The organism is Streptomyces sp. SP18CS02 (genome assembly GCF_036322365.1).
Classification (GTDB): Bacteria; Actinomycetota; Actinomycetes; order Streptomycetales; family Streptomycetaceae; genus Streptomyces.
Genome location: NZ_JAQYXC010000291.1, coordinates 100090 through 118217 on the forward strand (window position 1 = coordinate 100090; position 18128 = coordinate 118217).

The following is an 18128-nucleotide window of genomic DNA, read 5'->3' on the forward strand; positions in this document are numbered from 1 at the left end:
AGGGCCGCCCGGTGGTCTCCCGGTCCCGGCGCCCGTGCCGGGGCTCCGGGCGGGTTCAGCGGGCGGGGCTGACCGCGCCCAGGAGACGACCCTCGGCATAGGTGAGCGCGGCTTCCGGCAGCTCGGCGGGGCGGCCGCTGAGCAGGACGGTGAGCCCCGCGCCGGGCGCGGCGCCGGGCGCGGGACGCGCGCCGACGCGACGCAGCGCCTGTGCGGCGACGGCGCCGGCCGAACCGTGCAGCACGACGGGCGGCAGACCGGCGGGGCGGTGGGAGGGCTGGACGGCCAGACGGATGCGTTCGGCGACCAGCTCGTAGTGGGTGCAGCCCAGCACGACGGCCCGTACGTCGGCCGGGGTCAGCGCGGCGGCGGCGGCGATGGCCAGGTCGATGCCCGCCTCGTCGGCGTACTGGACGGCGTCGGCCAGCCCGGGGCAGGGGACCTCCGTGACCTGGGCGGCGCCGGCGAAGTCCTGGATGAGCCCGCGCTGGTAGGGGCTGCCCGTGGTGGCCGGGGTGGCCCAGATCGCCACGGGGCCGCCGCCCGCCGCGGCCGGCTTGATCGCGGGGACGGTCCCGATGACCGGGATGCCGGGTTCGAGCGCCGCCCGCAGGGCGGGCAGGGCGTGCACGGAGGCGGTGTTGCAGGCCACGATGAGCGCGTCGGGGCCGTGGGCGGCCGCGGCGCGGGCGACGGCCAGCGCGTGCTCGGTGACATCGTCCGGCGTACGCGGGCCCCAGGGCATGCCGTCGGGGTCGGAGGAGAGGACCAGATCCGCGTCCGGCCGCAGCCGGCGCACCGCGGCGGCCGCCGCGAGGAGGCCGATTCCGGAGTCCATGAGCGCGATCTTCACCCGGTCACCCTAGCCGACGACCCTTGCGCTCCCGCCGTTGTGGGGCAGACTGCGACGAATGAGCACCATTGCGTGGATCGCCCTGGGGTCGCTGGTCTCGTGGGTGTGGCTGCTGGTGGGGCAGGGTTTCTTCTGGCGCACGGACCAGCGTCTGCCGCGGCGCGAGGTCCCGAGCGCGTGGCCGTACGTCGCCGTGATCGTCCCCGCGCGGGACGAGGCCGAGGTGCTGCCGCTGAGCCTGCCCTCGCTGCTGGCCCAGGACTATCCGGGCCGTGCCGAGATCTTCCTGGTGGACGACGGCAGCGCCGACGGTACGGGCGATCTGGCCCGTGGACTGTCGGTACGGCACGGCGGGCTGCCGCTCACCGTGACCTCGCCGGGGCCGCCGGACGAGGGCTGGACCGGGAAGCTGTGGGCGCTGCGCCACGGGATCGCGCTGGCGCGCGCGAGGGGCGGGGCGGACCGCGGCGACGGATACGGATACGGGGACGGGCTGCCGTGCGGGCGCGACGGCGGCGCCCCCGAGTACCTGCTGCTGACGGACGCGGACATCGCCCATGAGCCCGACAGCCTCCGGGAGCTGGTCTGCGCGGCCACGGCCAACGAGCTGGATCTCGTCTCCCAGATGGCGCGGCTGCGGGTGGCGAGCGCCTGGGAGCGGCTCGTCGTACCCGCTTTCGTGTACTTCTTCGGCCAGCTCTACCCCTTCCGCCGGGTCAACAAGGACGGGGCGCGGACGGCGGCCGCGGCGGGGGGCTGTGTGCTGCTGCGGACGGAGATGGCCGTCCGGGCGCGGGTGCCGGAGTCCATCCGCCACGCGGTGATCGACGACGTGTCGCTGGCGCGGGCCGTACGACGGGCGCGCGGGCGGATGTGGCTGGGCCTCGCGGAGCGGGTGGACAGCGTCCGCCCCTACCCCCGGCTGAGCGATCTGTGGCGGATGGTGTCGCGCAGCGCGTACGCGCAACTGCGGCACAACCCGGTGGTGCTGGCCGGCACGGTGGCGGGACTCGCGCTGGTGTATCTGGTACCGCCGGTGGCGCTGGGCGCCGGGTTGTTCGCGGGTGACGTCGCGGCCGGGTGGGCGGGCGGCGCGGCGTGGACGGTGATGGCGGGGACGTACATCCCGATGCTGCGCTACTACCGGCAGTCCCTCTGGCTGGCGCCCACCCTGCCGTTCACGGCGCTGCTCTATCTCTCCATGACCGTCGATTCGGCGGTGCTGCACCACCGGGGCCGCGGCGCGCCGTGGAAGGGGCGCACCTACGCGCGTCCGACGGCGGTGCGGGAACAGTGAGGGGCCCGTGGCTCCCCGTCCGGATCCTGCCCGGCTCGCGCGCCCCGGTCCCGCGCCTCGTCCGGAACGGCCCGTGACGCCGGCCGCCGGCGTCCGTCACGCGCGCCGCGAAGCTCTCCCCGTTCCCGCGAGGTCGCCGCGAGGTCCTCGCGAAGTCCCCGCGAGGTTCCCGGGAATCCCGCCGCACCCGCGAACTTCCTGTGGCGAGCCCGGGAACATTCACCGCCCCGAGCATGAACATGATCATCTCGGCGCCTCGTCGCACAGCGGTCGACGCGGGTGTCCGGCGCCCCTCCCGGAGCATTCGTCGCGCTGCGTGCCGACCCGCCGGTAACCCCCTCCCAGCTCGGTCTTTACACGATCCGAACGTTGCGGCGCGACCGATTTTCACGGATTCGCTCGCATTGGGGATCCGCAGCCGATCACAACCGGTAAAACAACCCGCTTATCAGGCTCCCCAACCAGCACATCGTGGGCTTAACTTATGTGCCATGACCTCCCCCCGTGCCTCCTACGGCGGCGCTTACTACAACGCGCCGTCGTTCCCGGACACCCCCATCTACGACTCCCTGGTCGCGGAGCGGGGCACGCCTCAGATCGCCCCGATCCGAGTGCCTTCCGCGTACGACACCGGCAACTCCTACCTGCCGGCGCTTCCCTCGGCCCTCCCGGCCCTTCCGGCGGCGCCCTCCCACCCCCAGCCCGTGCCGTCCTACGGAGGCGGCGGCTCGTACGGCTACCCCCAGCCGATGCAGCAGCCCGCCCCGCTGCAGCACGCGCCCGCGCCCTACATCCCGCAGCAGCAGATGGCTCCCCGCGGCGGCTACCCCGCCCCGCAGCAGCCCCAGCAGCCGAGGCCGGTCCCCACCGGGTACGAGGCGATGCGTCCGGCCGCGCCGCGCCCCGCGCCGGCGCCCGCCCCCTCGCCGTACGACGACCCCTACAACCGTCCCTACCAGGGCGGCGGGTACTGACGCCGAAGACGCCGGGAGGGGCTGGCAGGATGAGGTCATGCCCACTCCTGTACTGCGATCCCTGCACGTCCGTCCGGTCAAGTCCCTCGGAGGATCCGCGCCCGCCGAGGCGGCGGTGGAGCCGTGGGGGCTCGCCGGGGACCGCCGCTGGATGCTGATCGACGCCACGTCGAAGGTCGTCACCCAACGCCAGCACGCGACACTGGCCCTGGCGTCCGCCGCGTGGCTGCCGGACGGCGCGATCCGGGTGTCCGCCCCGGGACGTGAGCAGCTGGACGTCGCCGTTCCCGAACCGTCCTCCACCGTCGTCGGGGAGATCTTCGGCACGAAGGTGGAGGCGGTACCGGCCGGTGCCGCCGCCGACGAGTGGTTCAGCGACCACCTCGGCGAGAAGGTGCGGCTCGTGCACCTGGACGACCCCGCGCACCGCCGCCCCATCGACCCGGACCACGCCCTGCCGGGCGAGACGGTCAATTTCGCGGACGGCTACCCCCTCCTGGTCGCCACCACCGCCTCGCTGGACGCCCTCAACTCCCTCATCGCCCAGGGCGACCACGCCGACGAGGGTCCGCTCCCCATGGACCGCTTCCGTCCCACCGTGGTCGTCGACGGCACCGCGCCCTGGGCGGAGGACGGGTGGAAGCGCCTGGCCATCGGTGACGTGACCTTCCGGGTGGCGAAGCCGTGCGGCCGGTGCGTGGTGACCACCACCGACCAGCTCACCGCCGAGCGGGGCAAGGAGCCGCTGCGTACGCTCGCCCGCCACCGCCTCATCGGCAAGAAGATGGTCTTCGGCCAGAACCTCGTCCCCGAGGGCACGGGCACCCTCCGGGTCGGGGACCCGGTCGAGATCCTCGAACGTACGGAGCGGTAGCGCTTCGCCGAGGGGCGCTGCCGTCAGGGCTGCCACCGGGCGGGGCTCCGGATGCCGGATGCCCCGCGGGTGCCGGCCCGGGCCGGAACCGCGCAGGGTCCCTTGGCACGGCACGCGCGACGACGCGCCGCTGAACAGGACGCGGCCCCGGAGAAGGCGGATCCTGGAAGCGGACACCGAACCGCCACCGCATGGTCGCCGCCTTCCCGGGAATCCGGCACGGCGGTGGTCGCGTGGGAGCGGAGCAGCCGCGGAAGGGGGTGCGGAACGTGCGCGCAGCCATCGGACTGTGGCGCTGGCGGCACAACCCCCTGCGCCGCGGGACCGATCTCGCCGAGGCGTGGCTGGCGCTGCTCGCCCTGGTGCTGCTGTGTTTCGCCGCTCCGGCCGTCGGCTGGGTCTCGGGTTCCCTGACCGACGCCTCCCTCCAGAAGTCCGTACGGCTCCAGAACGAGCAACGGCATCCGACGACCGCCCATGTGCTGGGGCCCGAGTCCGGTGCCCGCGCGCCCTCCCGTGACCCCGAGGCGTCCGGCGAGCACCGGATGCGCGCGTCCGTGCCCGCCCGCTGGACCGGGCCGGACGGCGCCCGGCACACGGGCATGGTGACCACCGCGCGGCAGAGCCCGGATCCCGGCGACTCCTTCCGGATCTGGACCGACGCACGCGGCAGGCCCGTCAACCCGCCGCTGAACACGGACACGGCGCGTGAGCACGCCGTCGTCGCGGGGATCGGCGCCATGCTCGTGACGGCGGGACTCGTCGAGGGCGGCAGGCGGCTCGTCGTATGGCGGCTGATGCAACGGCGGTACACGCGCCTGGACCAGGCGTGGGCCAAGGCCGGTCCCGACTGGGGCAGGACGGACGCGGGGGGCTGACCGGTCAACTCGTGCTCGCCGCGCGCGCTACGGTGGTGCGACCGTTCGGCAGCGACGCACGAGGTGGGGGCAGAGCAGCACCATGGCACAGGGCACGGTCCAGGTGACGCACACCGGCACATCGAGGTGGCGCCGCCGCACGGGCGAGTACGCCTCTCTCACCGCAGCCCTGGAGGCCGCCGCGGACGGCGACATCCTCACCATCTCCCCCGGCACGTACCGGGAGAACCTCGTCGTGCGACGCGCCGTCACCCTGCGTGGTGCCGAGGGCGCGGTGGGCTCGGTCCGGATCGCGCCGGCCGACGGCGTACCGCTGACCGTGCGCGCCTCCGCCACCGTCCAGGACCTCCACGTCGAGGGCCAGGACACCGCGGCACCCGCTCTCCTGGTCGAGGACGGCACCCCGGAACTGCTGGACCTGCGCATCGTGACCCGCTCCGCGTCCGGACTGGAGGTGCGCGGCAGGGCGCGGCCCACCGTGCGACGCTGCACCGTCGACAACCCGGCGGGTGTCGGGATCGGCGTACTGGACGGCGCGGGCGGCCTGTTCGAGGAGTGCGAGGTCGTCGCGGCCGGGCAGTCGGGCGTCTCGGTGCGCGGCGGGGCGCACCCCCGGCTGGAGCGCTGCCGGGTCCATCACACGTCCGGGGCCGGCCTGTCCGTGACCGGTGAGGGCAGCGGCCTCGAAGCCATCGGCTGCGAGGTGTACGAGATCAAGGGCAGCGGCGTCCAGGTCTCCTCGCGCGCCTCGGCGCATCTCACCGACTCGTCGGTGCACCGGACGTCGTCCGACGGCATCACGCTCGACACGGACGCGGTGCTCACCCTGTCGGACTGCGACATCCACGACGTGCCCGAGAACGCCGTGGACCTGCGTTCGCGTTCGGTGCTGACGCTGACCCGTTCGACGGTACGGCGGTTCGGCCGCAACGGCCTGTCCGTGTGGGACCCGGGCACCAGGGTGGACGCCAACCAGTGCGAGATCCACGACAGTACGGGCGACTACCCGGCGGTCTGGGTCAGTGACGGCGCGACGGCCGTGCTCGACTCCTGCCGTGTCCACGACGTGCCGGACGCGCTGTTCGTGCTGGACCGGGGCTCGCGCGTCGACGTCGTCGACAGTGATCTCTCCCAGGTGCGCAACACGGCCGTGTCGGTCAGCGACGGGGCGACCGCGCAGCTCGACGACTGCCGCATCCGTGAGGCGTCCACCGGGGCCTGGTTCCGCGACCACGGCAGCGGCGGCACCCTGAGCGGCTGCACCATCGACGCGGTGCAGACCGGTGTCATCGTCACCAAGGGCGCCGACCCGGTGATCGAGCGGTGCACGGTGACCTCCCCCGCCGAGGCGGGGTTCTACGTCTCGGCCGAGGGGCGCGGCACGTTCAGCGGCTGCCGGGTGACGGGCAGCGGGGGCTACGGCTTCCATGTGATGGACCGCTGCCGTACGACGCTGAGGCGCTGCCGTACCGAGCGGTGTGCGCGCGGCGGCTACGAGTTCGGCGAGGACGGGCCGGTCGCCGAGGACTGCACCAGCGACGAGAGCGGGGTCCTGCCCGGCTTCGCCAGGAACGACGCGGCGCCCGTCTCGGTGGCGACGGCGCAGACCGGCGGGCTGCTCGGCGCGCTTCCGGCGCGGACCCCCGCCGTGGCGCGGCCCGCCGTTCCGCCGGAGCCCGGTCCGGAGCCGCGTCCGGGGCCCGGGACGGCCGTGGTGCGCAGTTCGCAGGACGTCCTGGGCGCGCTCGACGCCTTGGTGGGCCTGGACAGCGTCAAGCGCGAGGTCCGCACCCTCACGAACATGATCGAGGTGGGCAGGAAGCGTCAGGAGGCAGGTCTCAAGGCTGCCTCGGTCCGCCGCCATCTGGTTTTCACCGGCTCCCCCGGCACCGGCAAGACGACCGTCGCGCGGCTGTACGGAGAGATCCTCGCCTCGCTCGGAGTGCTGGAGCGCGGGCATCTCGTCGAGGTGTCCCGGGTGGATCTGGTCGGCGAGCACATCGGCTCGACCGCGATCCGCACCCAGGAGGCGTTCGACCGGGCGCGCGGCGGTGTGCTGTTCATCGACGAGGCGTACGCGCTGTCGCCGGAGGACTCGGGGCGGGACTTCGGACGCGAGGCGATCGACACCCTGGTGAAGCTGATGGAGGACCACCGCGAGGCGGTGGTGGTGATCGTCGCCGGGTACACCGCCGAGATGGAGCGCTTCCTGACGGTCAACCCCGGTGTCGCCTCGCGTTTCTCACGGACCATCACTTTCGACGACTACGTGCCGGACGAGCTGCTGCGCATCGTGCGACAGCAGGCGGAGGAGCACGAGTACCGCCTGGGCGCGGGCACGGCCGAGGCGCTGCTGAAGCACTTCACGGCACTGCCCAAGGGCCCCGCCTTCGGCAACGGCCGCACCGCGCGCCAGACGTTCGAGTCGATGGTGGAGCGGCACGCGGGCCGGGTCGCCGAGCTCACCGAGGTGAGCACCGACGACCTCACCCTCCTCTACCCCGAGGACCTGCCCGAACTGCCCTGAGACGCGTCGGCGCGCTGCGTCGGCAGGGGCAGCGGCAGCGCGGGCGGCAGCCGGTCGAGCAGAACGGTGCGTTCCTTGGCGAACACCGGGTCGGCCTGGTAGTCGGAGTGGCCGAGGACCGGTTCCGGCAGCGGATGGTCGTCGGTGCGCCCGTAGACCACCGGGTCGCGCAGCGCCCTGTGGTCCACCTCCGGCTTGTCCCCCTCGGCGGGCAGGTTGACGGGCCCGCCTATCGGGTCGGTGCGGCGCCACAGGTTGCGCCAGCAGTGCAGTTCGCGGTGGAGGGCGCCCAGCGGTCCCGGACCGAAGTAGGCGGGGAACCACCTCCCGTACAGCCGCTCCAGCGGTGAGCCGTAGGTGAGCAGGGCGACCCGGCGGCGGGTGCCCTCGGGAAGCTGCCAGACCGCCGCCGCCGCCAGCACGCTGCCCTGCGAGTGGCCGGAGATGACCAGGCGGCCGCCCGTGCGGCCGGTCCAGGAGGACATCCGCCAGGCCAGGTCCGGAACGGCCCGCTCGGCATAGCAGGGCGGCGCGAAGGGGTGGGCGGCGCGGGGCCAGAAGGTGCCGACGTCCCAGAGGATGCCGATCGTGCGGCGGGCGGAGGCGTCCTTGTAGGCACGCCGGCCCCAGGTGACGAACAGTATGAAGCCTAAGCCGATCAGCCAGGATCCGAGCGCCTGCGCCGACTCGGCGACGCTCTGGACGAACGGGTGGCTGTCGGAGAACGCCTTCCCCGGCACCTCGCCGCTGACCCACGCGCCCGCGACGGCGCCCGCCCCCAGCAGGAGGGCGGCGCCGGACACGGTGCCGACGACGACGGGCGCCGCGTCGGTGAGCGCCGCACGCGCGCGGGTGGCGGCGATGCTCCGGGTGCGGACGGGGTCCGGCTGCTCCCCGGTGTACTCGGCCTCGACGACGGGCTCCAGACGGCGGGCGGCGAGGGCCGTCCGGACGCCCAGGGCGAGGGCGGGGACCAGCAGCAGGAGCAGCAGGACCGGGATCACGGACGCCTGCCAGCTGAGCAGGACGGGCGGCCCCTGGATGAGGCCCTCGCCCGTGCCGGGGGTGCCGGGGCCGTCGAGCCAGTCGGCGACGCGCTGGGCGACCCCGCCGGCCATCACCCCGCCCAGGGCGCAGGCCAGCATGGCGACGGCGGGCCCGCCGAGCCCGTGCAGGACGGTACGGCGGTGGGGCGCGCGGCGGTGGAGTCGCAGGGCGACGACCGCGAGGGCGAGGACGAGCACGCCCTGGGCGAGGGCGATCACGCGGAACGCGACGTCGCCGGGGAGGGTGCCGGTGGAGTGCCAGCCCGGCCTGGACCACGCGGCGTACAGCATCGCGAGGACGAGCAGGGTGATGGCGGCGGCGGGCAGACAGGTGACGAGGGTCCGGTCGAGCCGGTTGTCGAGCCGCCGCTCGCTGCGGCCCCGGCGGCACACCACCCAGGTCACGACGGCGCCGGCCAGGACCATCGCGGCCTCCAGGGCCCAGCCGAGGGTCTCACGGACGGCGCTCTGGCCGCCGCGGTCGTAGCGGGCGGCCGCGCCGCCGACCGCCGCGGCGACGGTGAGGAAGCCGGCGGCGGTGTGGGCGGCGCGCAGCCGGGCGACGAGCCGGCGGCCGTACCAGAACCCGGGCCGGCCGAGCGCGGGCCGCTGGGGGCGCGGTGTCGTGCGGTCTCCGTCGTCCTCTCCGCGTGGGGAGTCCCCGTCGTTCCCCTCGCCGCGGGGCGGGCGCTGGGCCTCGTAGGCGCTCCAGGTGCGGTTGGAGAGGTACCACAGCAGCCCGACCAGGGCGGCGGGCAGCAGGGCGGCGACGGTGAGCCTGCGGCCCGGCTGGGCCCACCAGCCGTCCCGGGCTGCGGACAGGAAGCCCAGCCAGGACCGCTGTTCGGCGCAGGCGGCGGCGCCCGCGCACTGCCAGGCCGTCAGGTCCAGTGCGACCTCGCAGACGGCGGCCGTGAACAGCACGGTGAGGCTCAGCGCGACGAGCCGCACCAGCACTCCGTACAGCCGCACCGACGGCGCCTGTCCGTCGGTGGGCGGGCGCATCCAGTGGGCGAGGTTGGCCACCATGAACGGAAGGAGCAGCAGCCACAGGGCGCGTGAGCCGTTGCCGGAGGTGAGGTTGGACCAGCAGTACGCCTCCGGTACCGGCCCGTTCAGGAACCGTTCGGGTTGGCGTTCCGCGTCGCGGTCGTCGGCCCGCCGGTGCATGGCGGCGGTCCTGTCCCCGGTCACCCGGACCGTGCGGGGGTCGTCGAGCATGTCCTGCGGGGTGGCTCCGCCGACGCCGTGCACCAGCAGTTCGAGCGCGGCGCCGGGGCTGGTGGGCTCCGGGGTGGCAGGGGACACTTCGGGCTCGCTCTCTGGGGGCGCGTACGTGGAGGGAGGCGGGGGCGCGTGAGGGCGGGACCCAGAATCCCCGATCCCGGTGGCGTGCCGCAGCGCTCTCACTGAATCTCCCCGTCGTCCGCCAGGATCAAGCGCGTGGCAGGATGAGCACCCTTGGCCAGCGGTGTTGACGATCGGAAGGACCGGCCCCTGCGGTGAGCGACAACCAGAACCTCCTCGCGGAGCAGCGGCGTGCCTTGATCCTGGACGAGGTGAGGCGCCGCGGCGGGGTGAGGGTCAACGAACTCACCCGCAAGCTGAACGTCTCCGACATGACCGTGCGCCGGGACCTGGACGCGCTGGCTCGGCAGGGCGTCGTCGAGAAGGTGCACGGCGGCGCGGTGCCGGTGGCCGAGGCGAGCACGCACGAGCCGGGGTTCGAGGCGAAGTCGTCGCTGGAACTGCTCGCCAAGGAGGACATCGCACGGGCGGCGGCCACCATGGCGGTGCCGGGGAGCGCGATCGCCCTGTCGGGCGGTACGACGACGTACGCACTGGCGCAGCATCTGCTCGACGTGCCGGATCTGACCGTCGTGACCAACTCGGTGCGGGTCGCCGACGTCTTCCACACGGCGCAGCGGACCGACCCGGCCGGAGCGCCCCGCCCGGGTGCGGCGACCGTGGTGCTCACCGGCGGGGTGCGGACGCCGTCGGACTCGCTCGTCGGCCCGGTCGCCGATCAGGCGATCCGCTCGCTCCACTTCGACGTGCTGTTCCTGGGGGTGCACGGGATCTCGGTCGAGGCGGGCCTGTCGACACCCAACCTGGCGGAGGCGGAGACGAACCGGCGTTTCGTCAGGTCGGCACGGCGTGTCGTGGTGGTCGCCGACCACACGAAGTGGGGCACGGTGGGTCTGAGTTCGTTCGCACGGCTGGACGAGGTCGACACCCTGGTGACCGACGCGGGTCTGACCGACGACGCCCGGGCGGAGATGTCGGAGCACCTGCCGGGTCTGGTGGTCGCGGGCGAGGACGCGGACGCCGGCGCGGACGCATGACGCATGGCCGCTGATCGCGGCTCACTGCTCACTGCCCACTGGCGGTCGGCCGCCGACAGGCGGGCGGTCGGCGGCTGTCATGGGCGGTCTCCCGTGGCCGCTCGCCGTACCATCGCGAAGTGGCCGCCTTCACCGTACGACGCCGTACCCCGCTGACCACCGCCGAGGTGTGGCGGCGGTTGACCGACTGGCCCGCTCACGCGCGGCGGGTCCCGCTGACGCGGGTCACGGGCGTGACCCCGGGGCCGGCCGCGGGGACGGTGGGGGTCGGGACCCGGTTCACCGTGCGCACGGGCGTGGGGCGGTTCGGCTTCGACGATCCGATGGAGGTCGTGCGCTGGGAGCCGCCGGGGCCGGGGGCCGCGGCGACGGGCTCGTACCGGCTGGAGAAGCGGGGCCGTGTGATCACCGGCTGGGCCGAGATCACGGTCGACGGTACGACCCCGGCCGGCGCCCGGGTGGTGTGGACGGAGGACCTGCGCATCCGGGGCTTCCCCCGCGTCCTCGACCCGGTGGTGCGGGGAACGGGACGCGTGGTCTTCGGCCGTGCTCTGAGCGGACTGCTGTCGTCGCCCGCGAGCGACGGGACCGGTGGCGACGGGGGAGACAGGGGAGACAGCGCCGGGGGCCGATGAGCCCGGTGGTGAGCGGACGGGCCGCCCCCCCTGCCGACCGCTGGGGTCGGTGGGGGCAGGAGGGTCGGTGGGGCAGTGGGGTCGGTGGGAGTCAGTGGGGCCAGACGCCGGTGCCGAGGAAGGTGTCGAGGGCCGCGCTGTACGGAGCGATGTCGAGACCTTGTTCGGTCAGCCAGGCATCGGAGTAGTACTTGTCCAGGTAGCGCTCGCCCGGGTCGCAGAAGAGCGTGACGACGCTTCCGGCACGGCCGTCGGCCACCATCTCGGCGACGATCTTCAGAGCGCTCCAGAGGCCGGTGCCGGTGGAGCCGCCCGCCTTGCGCCCGATGGCGTTCTCCAGGGCCCGTACGGCGGCGACACTCGCCGCGTCCGGGACCTTCATCATCCGGTCGATGGCGCCGGGCACGAAACTCGGCTCCATCCTGGGCCGCCCGATGCCCTCGATCCGGGAACCGCGCTCGCTGGCCGCGTGGGTGTCGCCCGTTGTCCAGCCCTCGAAGAAGCAGGAGTTCTCCGGGTCGGGGACACATATGCGGGTGTCGTACTGCATGTAGTGGACGTAGCGGGCGATGGTCGCCGAGGTGCCGCCCGTGCCGGCCGTGGCGACGATCCAGGCGGGCTCGGGGTACCGCTCCAGTCTCAGCTGCTGGTAGATCGATTCGGCGATGTTGTTGTTGCCGCGCCAGTCGGTGGCCCGCTCCGCGTAGGTGAACTGGTCCATGTAGTGGCCGCCGGTGTCGACGGCGAGCGCGGCGGACTCCTCGTAGAGCCGGCGCGAGTCGTCCACGAAGTGGCACCGCCCTCCGTGGAATTCGATGAGCCTGATCTTCTCGGGGCTGGTGGTACGCGGCATGACCGCGATGAACGGCACCCCGATCAGCTTGGCGAAGTACGCCTCGGAGACGGCCGTCGAGCCGCTGGACGCCTCGATGACGGGCCTGTCCGGCCTGATCCATCCGTTGCACAGGCCGTACAGGAACAGGGAGCGGGCGAGCCGGTGCTTGAGACTTCCCGTGGGGTGGGTGGACTCGTCCTTGAGGTAGAGGTCGATGCCCCACTCCTCGGGCAGCGGGAAGCGCAGCAGATGGGTGTCGGCGGACCGGTTGGCGTCCGCCTGGACCTTGCGCACGGCCTCTTTCAGCCAGGCGCGGTAGGCCGGATCGCTGCGGTCCACATCGATGGTCGCCATGGGGCAGACCACCTCGCTCGTCCCGTTCGCACCTGTCGGCTCAGCATGCCCAATGGTGCCCATGCGCGCCACTCCTCGTGTTGTCCAACGCTGCCCCCACTTCGAACATACCCCCCTCACCTGCGCAAACATTGACTTTGGGTTTCTCATAGGCTGCGTATGCGGGCCACTTGCGTACGCATGTCGCCACGCGTACTGGTGCGGTCGTGCGTCCTTGTGCAGACTGACCGGCAGAAGCCGGTGCGAAGGGGGCGGAAAGGCATGGCTGAGCCCGATTTCAGCGCCACGGGCGTGCGGATCGAGCGCGGGCCGCGCTCATTGACCAGGGCGGGCGAGATCCTGATCAAGGACGGCAGGCTGGCGCTGCTCACCAGTTACGGCCGGGTGATCGACAGCGCCCCCGTGCGTGCCGTCACCGCGGGCAGGCCGTGGTTCGCGGGGCGTGACGCGACGGTGGCGAACCTCAACGGCACGCGTTACCGGCTCACCATGGGGCAGCGCCTGTGCGGGCCGGACGGGACGGCGGCGGCTCTGGCCGGCCGCTTCCTCGACGCCGTGCGCAGGGCTCGCGGAACCGCTCGCGACACCGCTCTCGACACCCCCCGCGACACCGCTCTCGACACCGAGGACTGAGCCGCGGCCGACCGCCGCGAGTTGCGAAGCCCCCACCGCTGGTTCACGCTGGACGGACATCACTCAGGGTGCACCGGCGGTGACGCTGCGATCCAGCCCGCCCGGTCAATGGCCAGCCACACTTCTGGATCCGATCCTTCGCCTTCTTCCGGACCTATTTCGGGGAGTCGCAGCCGTGATCAGCCAGGTAAGCAGGCATTGCACGGTAGAGCTCCAAGCCCTGCCGTCGCGGATCGGTCAGGTCCGCAGAATCGTCTCGGCGCAATTGCGCTACTGGAACGTCGACTGCTTGATCGAGAAAGCGGCGCTCGGTGTCACCGAGCTCCTGACCAACGTGCATCAGCACGCGGAGCCGGACAAGCTCTGCACCGTCGAGATCGAGCTGCTGCTCGACCGCCTGACGATCTCGGTCCATGACCACGATCCTCGGCTCCCGATGGTCAACATCCCCGATCCGCTGTCCACTTCGGGCCGCGGCCTCGCGCTGATAGAGGCGGTCAGCGAAAGCTGGGGCGCCCGCCCGCAGGGCGATACGGGGAAGGTCGTCTGGTTCACGCTGCCTGCGCCCTCGACCATGCCCGCACCGCTGCCGCCGCTCGCGGTGTACGGGGCGGCCACCAGCGGGCCGTTCACGGAACCGGTGGCCTTCGAGGGCCCCGCCGACGCGGTACGCGAACCCTCCCCCACCCGATCGCCCGTGGCCACCTGACACCGCCCCCGGACCGGACCGGAGCCGCCTCGGCCACGGGCTCGTGGTCCGGCGCGTGGCCGGATCCGCGGCCGGCCCGGAGAGCGCGACCGGTACCGGTCGGCGAGTGCGGTCGGCCGGTCGGCGAACCGGGCCCGTCAGCCGGGCGGGACCGGCCGGGCCGGGAGCCCGGCACCCCCTCGCAACGGGCGGTCGACCGCTTGCGGGGTCCTCGGCGCGCGCTTCTGTACCTACTAGTATGTACACTGACTCCATGAGCACTCCTGAACGCCTCGTCGAGGCCACCCGCGAGCTGTTGTGGGAACGGGGTTACGTGGGCACCAGCCCCAAGGCCATCCAGCAGCAGGCGGGTGCGGGCCAGGGCAGCATGTACCACCACTTCGCCGGCAAGCCGGATCTGGCGCTGGCCGCCATCCGCCGTACCGCCGAGGAGATGCGCGGGACGGCCGAACGGGTACTGGGCCGAGACGGTTCGGCGTACGAGCGCGTCGAGGGCTACCTCTTGCGGGAACGCGATGTGCTGCGCGGCTGCCCCGTCGGGCGGCTGACGATGGACCCGGACGTCATGGCCGACGACGCCCTGCGCGCACCGGTCGACGAGACGCTCGACTGGTTGCGCGGACGCCTCGCCGGGATCATCGAGGAGGGCGTGCGCGGCGGCGAGTTCTCCGTTCCGCTCGACCCGGCCGGGACAGCGGCGACGATCGTCGCGACCGTGCAGGGCGGCTATGTGCTGGCCCGCGCCTCGGGCTCTCCGGCGGCCTTCGACGCCGCCGTCAAGGGCCTTCTCGCCCTCCTGGCCCCGCTCGCCCGAACCGTCTGAGGAGCGCCCCCTTGCATGCCATGCAGTACGAGATCACGCTGCCCGCCGACTACGACATGGGCATCGTCCGCCACCGCGTCGCCACCAGGGGGCACCTTCTCGACGACTTCCCCGGGCTGGGACTGAAGGCGTATCTGATACGGGAGCGCGCCGAGGGCGCACCGGTGAACCAGTACGCCCCGTTCTATCTGTGGGCCGCTCCCGAGGGCATGAACGCCTTCCTCTGGGGCCCCGGATTCCAGGGCGTCGTCGACGACTTCGGGCGACCGCAGGTGCGGCACTGGGCGGGGCTGGCGTACGACGAGGGCCCGGCGGCCGGGGAGGTGCCCAGGTCGGCGACGCGTCGGCGGGCCCGGCTCGCCGAGCACGAGCGCCCCGCCGACGCGGTGGAGAAGGCCCTTGCCGCGCAGCGACAGCTGGCGCGGGCGGACGGGGCGGTGGCGGCCGCCGTCGCCATCGACCCCCGGCACTGGGAGCTCCTGTACTTCACGCTGTGGGCGGGGGACGCGGGGGACGCGACTGTCCCGGGGGACGCGGGGGACGCGGCTGTCCCGGGGGACGCGGGGAAGGAAGGGCACGGGGTGGACACGGCGGAGGCCGCCGGGGGCGGGCCAGGAGCGGGAAGGACACCGGGGACGGCAAGGGCACCGGAGACGGTCGTGAGGAGCGCGGTCGCTCCAGGAGCGACACGGGGGCCGCGGGGGCCGCACGAGGGGGTCGCGCTGCCGGAGGACGTCTACCGGGTGCTGCACCTGTCGGCGCCCGGGCGGGCCGGACTCGGCCGGGGCCGGCAGTGGTGAACCCGGGGCACCTGGCCCGGACCGTCCTCGGGGATGTACCGGGCGATGAGCTGGGCGTCTGCGACGCGCACGACCATCTGTTCCTGCGCAGCCCGGTGTTGCCGGGCATGGAGCTGGACGACGCCGAGGACGCGGCCGCCCGGCTGCGGGCGTTCCGGGAACTCGGCGGCGGCACGGTGGTGCAGTGGACGCCGTACGGGATGGGGCGACGCGTACGTCACCTGGCGGCGCTCTCCCGCACGGCCGGTGTCCACGTGATCGCGGCGACCGGCCTGCACCAGGCCGTGCACTACGCGCCGGCCGTGCTGGACCGGCTGCCCGAGGACCTGGCCGACCTGTTCACGACGGAGCTCGTGGAGGGCATGGCCGGCAGCGGCACACGGGCGGGGCTGATCAAGGTGGCGGGCGACTTCCACGGCCTGGACGCCCACGCCCGGCGGACGCTGACGGCGGCGGCCCGCGCCCACCACCGCACGGGCGCCCCCGTCGCCGTCCACCTGGAGCTGGGCACCGGCGCCCTTGAGGTGCTGGACCTGCTGTGCGGGGAGGGGGAAGTGCCGCCGGCCCGGGTCGTCCTCGGCCACCTCGGGCGCTGTCCCGATCCCGTCGTCCAGCGCGAGGCCGCGCGGGCGGGCGCGTTCCTCGCGTTCGACGGGCCCTCGCGCGCCCACCACGCCACCGACTGGCGGCTCCCGGAGGAGCTGGCGGCGCTGGCCGACGCGGGCTTCGCCGGCCGGCTGCTGCTGGGCGGCGACACGACGACGCCCGGCACTCCGGGGATGACGTACCTGCTGGGCGGGTTGCGCCCACGCCTCGAACGGACCCTGGGCAGCGACCTGGTGGACCGGATGCTGACGGCGAACCCGGCGGCGGCGTTCGCGTTCGTCCCTCGGCGAGCAGGGGACGCTCGTCGGCCCGCACGCCGCCCGGAGTAGTCCGGGCGGAGCAGTCCGGGCGGACGGGCCACCCGCGGGCCGGCCGGTGCCGGGCGGCACGGCGCCGGGACCACCGCCCCCGCGTTCAGCCGGTCGGGCGTCCCAGTGCCGCCAGCGGGTCGTCCAGCACCGGTTGCCACGCCAACTCGGCCGCACCGGCGAGACTGTTGTGGTCCAGGGTGCAGCCGAGGATCGGCACGCCGCCGCTGCGGCCCCACAGGCTGCGGTCGGCGACCACCGCGCGCAGGCGTTCGGGGGCCGCGGCCAGCAGCTCGCGGTGGAGGCCGCCGAGGATGATCCGGTCGGGGTTGAGGATGTTCACCAGGCCGGCCAGACCGAGGCCGAGGCGGTCCACCAGCTCCTCCGTCGCCGACCGTACGGAAGGGTCGTCGCCCTCCGCGCGGAGCAGGTCGCGGGCCTGCTGGAGCAGGGAGACCTCGGGGCCGGGCTCCCGCCCCGCCGCCATGAGGAAGGCCAGCGGGTCGGCCTCGACGTCCAGGCATCCCCGGCTGCCGCAGTAGCAGGGCCGCCCGCCTTCGGGGTTGACGGTGAGGTGTCCGACCTCCAGGGCGAGACCCGCGCTGCCGGTGTGCAGCCGGCCGTCCAGGACGAGAGCACCTCCCACCCCTCGGTGCCCGGTGGCGACGCACAGCAGGTGCGCGGCCCCCCGGCCGGCGCCGTGGCGGTGTTCCGCGAGAGCGGCGAGGTTGACGTCGTTGCCCGTGAAGGCGGGGCCCTCGATACCGGCCGCCCGGACGCGCTCGGCGAAGATGTCCCGGACCGGCGCCCCGGCGGGCCAGGCCACGTGGAGGGGGTTGAGGGCGGTGCCCTCGGGTTCGGCGACCGCGGACGGCACCGCGAGCCCGGCACCGACGCAGCGGCGGCCGCTTTCGCGCAGCAGCCCGGCACCGGCCGCGACCACCTCCTCCAGGACCTGCGCCGGGTCGGCGGAGACGGTCACGCACCCGGGGGCGGTCGCCACGACCCGCCCGCCGAGGCCGACGAGCGCCGCGCGGAACCCGTCGGCGTGGACCTGCGCGGCGAGGGCGACCGGCCCGTTCTCGTCGACGGTGAGCCGGTGCGAGGGCCGGCCCTGGGAGCCCGCGGCAGCGCCCGGGCGGGAGTCGACGCGGATGAGGCCGAGCGCCTCCAGCTCGGCGGCGACGGCCCCGGCGGTCGCCCGGGTGACGCCGAGCTCGGCGGTGAGCACGGCGCGCGTGGGCGCGCGGCCCGTGTGGACCAGTTCCAGCGCGGGGCCGAGCGCGCTGCGGCCCCTGTCAAGCCGTGTCCGGGTCGTGGTCGCCTTGCCGTTCATGGGGGCGAGTCTCCCATGATCCAGCGAGCCGCCGACGAGCCCGGTTCCGTTTCGGCCGATGGACGCCGGGTACTGCGGGGAGCGCGAGCGGGTGGGGCGGGCTGTGGACGAACCGTGCGCGCGGGGCGGGACGGCGGACGAGGCGGGGCGCCGGGGACGAGGGTGGAGGCAGGAGGAAGGGAAGGACGGGCTGGGAGGGACGGGGGACGACGTGAGGGGGACAGGGAAGGGAAGGACGGGCGGAGGGACGGAGAAGGGGGGACGGGACGAGGGACATGGAAGGGATCGGAGGCAC

General features: G+C 73.9%; 15 protein-coding genes and 1 pseudogene. 12 read left to right on the plus strand and 4 right to left on the minus strand.

Going from position 1 to position 18128, the window contains the following annotated elements:
- Window positions 1-55 precede the first annotated feature (55 nt).
- Entirely contained in the window at window positions 56-853 is a 798-nt protein-coding gene (locus PUR26_RS23135; protein WP_329874509.1) for a glutamate racemase, read from the minus strand.
- Window positions 854-911: 58 nt separating this feature from the next.
- Here PUR26_RS23135 and PUR26_RS23140 point away from each other — a divergent pair, with 58 nt between their 5' ends.
- The 5 genes from PUR26_RS23140 to PUR26_RS23160 all read left to right on the plus strand — a co-directional run bounded on the left by PUR26_RS23140 (window position 912) and on the right by PUR26_RS23160 (window position 7403).
- Window positions 912-2150 carry a glycosyltransferase gene (locus PUR26_RS23140; protein WP_329874511.1) on the plus strand — a complete coding sequence of 413 codons (1239 nt, stop codon included), beginning with the start codon at window positions 912-914 and terminating at the stop codon, window positions 2148-2150.
- 491 nt (window positions 2151-2641) lie between these two features.
- A complete protein-coding gene (locus PUR26_RS23145; RefSeq protein WP_329874513.1) occupies window positions 2642-3124 on the plus strand; it encodes a DUF6643 family protein in 483 nt (160 codons plus the stop codon).
- A gap of 37 nt (window positions 3125-3161) precedes the next feature.
- Window positions 3162-3998: an MOSC domain-containing protein gene (locus PUR26_RS23150; RefSeq protein ID WP_329874515.1), complete on the plus strand. Its 837-nt coding sequence runs from the start codon at window positions 3162-3164 to the stop codon at window positions 3996-3998.
- A 269-nt stretch (window positions 3999-4267) separates the two neighbouring features.
- A complete protein-coding gene (locus tag PUR26_RS23155; protein ID WP_329874516.1) occupies window positions 4268-4876 on the plus strand; it encodes an Rv1733c family protein in 609 nt (202 codons plus the stop codon).
- 82 nt (window positions 4877-4958) lie between these two features.
- Window positions 4959-7403 (plus strand): right-handed parallel beta-helix repeat-containing protein, encoded by a 2445-nt coding sequence (locus tag PUR26_RS23160; protein ID WP_329874518.1) that lies wholly within the window; start codon window positions 4959-4961, stop codon window positions 7401-7403.
- On the opposite strand, the gene PUR26_RS23165 is transcribed toward PUR26_RS23160, so the two are convergent.
- Window positions 7373-9757: a hypothetical protein gene (locus PUR26_RS23165; protein ID WP_329874520.1), complete on the minus strand. Its 2385-nt coding sequence runs from the start codon at window positions 9755-9757 to the stop codon at window positions 7373-7375. The genes PUR26_RS23160 and PUR26_RS23165 overlap by 31 nt on opposite strands.
- Window positions 9758-9951: 194 nt before the next feature.
- Between PUR26_RS23165 and PUR26_RS23170 the strand changes: the two genes are divergently transcribed.
- Both PUR26_RS23170 and PUR26_RS23175 read left to right on the plus strand, forming a co-directional pair.
- Window positions 9952-10794 (plus strand): DeoR/GlpR family DNA-binding transcription regulator, encoded by an 843-nt coding sequence (locus tag PUR26_RS23170; protein ID WP_329874522.1) that lies wholly within the window; start codon window positions 9952-9954, stop codon window positions 10792-10794.
- 119 nt (window positions 10795-10913) lie between these two features.
- The gene (locus PUR26_RS23175) at window positions 10914-11429 is read left to right on the plus strand and encodes an SRPBCC family protein (protein ID WP_329874524.1); all 516 of its coding nucleotides are present in this window, start codon (window positions 10914-10916) and stop codon (window positions 11427-11429) included.
- A gap of 91 nt (window positions 11430-11520) precedes the next feature.
- Here PUR26_RS23175 and PUR26_RS23180 read toward each other — a convergent pair whose 3' ends face one another.
- Window positions 11521-12618: a PLP-dependent cysteine synthase family protein gene (locus tag PUR26_RS23180; RefSeq protein WP_329874526.1), complete on the minus strand. Its 1098-nt coding sequence runs from the start codon at window positions 12616-12618 to the stop codon at window positions 11521-11523.
- 261 nt (window positions 12619-12879) lie between these two features.
- Between PUR26_RS23180 and PUR26_RS23185 the strand changes: the two genes are divergently transcribed.
- The 5 genes and pseudogenes from PUR26_RS23185 to PUR26_RS23205 all read left to right on the plus strand — a co-directional run bounded on the left by PUR26_RS23185 (window position 12880) and on the right by PUR26_RS23205 (window position 16518).
- On the plus strand, window positions 12880-13251 hold the full coding sequence (locus tag PUR26_RS23185) for a hypothetical protein (RefSeq protein ID WP_329874528.1): 372 nt from the start codon (window positions 12880-12882) through the stop codon (window positions 13249-13251).
- A 175-nt stretch (window positions 13252-13426) separates the two neighbouring features.
- Window positions 13427-13960: an ATP-binding protein gene (locus PUR26_RS23190; protein WP_329874530.1), complete on the plus strand. Its 534-nt coding sequence runs from the start codon at window positions 13427-13429 to the stop codon at window positions 13958-13960.
- A 238-nt stretch (window positions 13961-14198) separates the two neighbouring features.
- Window positions 14199-14783, plus strand: a complete 585-nt coding sequence (locus PUR26_RS23195) for a TetR/AcrR family transcriptional regulator (protein ID WP_329874532.1) — start codon at window positions 14199-14201, stop codon at window positions 14781-14783.
- An 11-nt stretch (window positions 14784-14794) separates the two neighbouring features.
- Window positions 14795-15316, plus strand: a pseudogene (locus PUR26_RS23200) (DUF4865 family protein); the annotation flags it as partial.
- A gap of 260 nt (window positions 15317-15576) precedes the next feature.
- Window positions 15577-16518: a phosphotriesterase family protein gene (locus PUR26_RS23205; RefSeq protein WP_329874534.1), complete on the plus strand. Its 942-nt coding sequence runs from the start codon at window positions 15577-15579 to the stop codon at window positions 16516-16518.
- Window positions 16519-16603: 85 nt separating this feature from the next.
- Here the strand turns inward: PUR26_RS23205 and PUR26_RS23210 are convergent, their stop codons facing one another.
- Window positions 16604-17833: an ROK family protein gene (locus tag PUR26_RS23210; RefSeq protein ID WP_329874536.1), complete on the minus strand. Its 1230-nt coding sequence runs from the start codon at window positions 17831-17833 to the stop codon at window positions 16604-16606.
- Window positions 17834-18128 lie beyond the last annotated feature (295 nt).

Bases quoted from the DNA above. Each gene is read 5' to 3' on its own strand.
- PUR26_RS23140 (WP_329874511.1), top strand. From the start codon at position 912: ATGAGCACCATTGCGTGGATCGCCCTGGGGTCGCTGGTCTCGTGGGTG.
- PUR26_RS23145 (WP_329874513.1), top strand. From the start codon at position 2,642: ATGACCTCCCCCCGTGCCTCCTACGGCGGCGCTTACTACAACGCGCCG.
- PUR26_RS23150 (WP_329874515.1), top strand. From the start codon at position 3,162: ATGCCCACTCCTGTACTGCGATCCCTGCACGTCCGTCCGGTCAAGTCC.
- PUR26_RS23160 (WP_329874518.1), top strand. From the start codon at position 4,959: ATGGCACAGGGCACGGTCCAGGTGACGCACACCGGCACATCGAGGTGG.
- PUR26_RS23180 (WP_329874526.1), bottom strand. From the start codon at position 12,618: ATGGCGACCATCGATGTGGACCGCAGCGATCCGGCCTACCGCGCCTGG.
- PUR26_RS23185 (WP_329874528.1), top strand. From the start codon at position 12,880: ATGGCTGAGCCCGATTTCAGCGCCACGGGCGTGCGGATCGAGCGCGGG.
- PUR26_RS23195 (WP_329874532.1), top strand. From the start codon at position 14,199: ATGTACACTGACTCCATGAGCACTCCTGAACGCCTCGTCGAGGCCACC.
- PUR26_RS23210 (WP_329874536.1), bottom strand. From the start codon at position 17,833: ATGAACGGCAAGGCGACCACGACCCGGACACGGCTTGACAGGGGCCGC.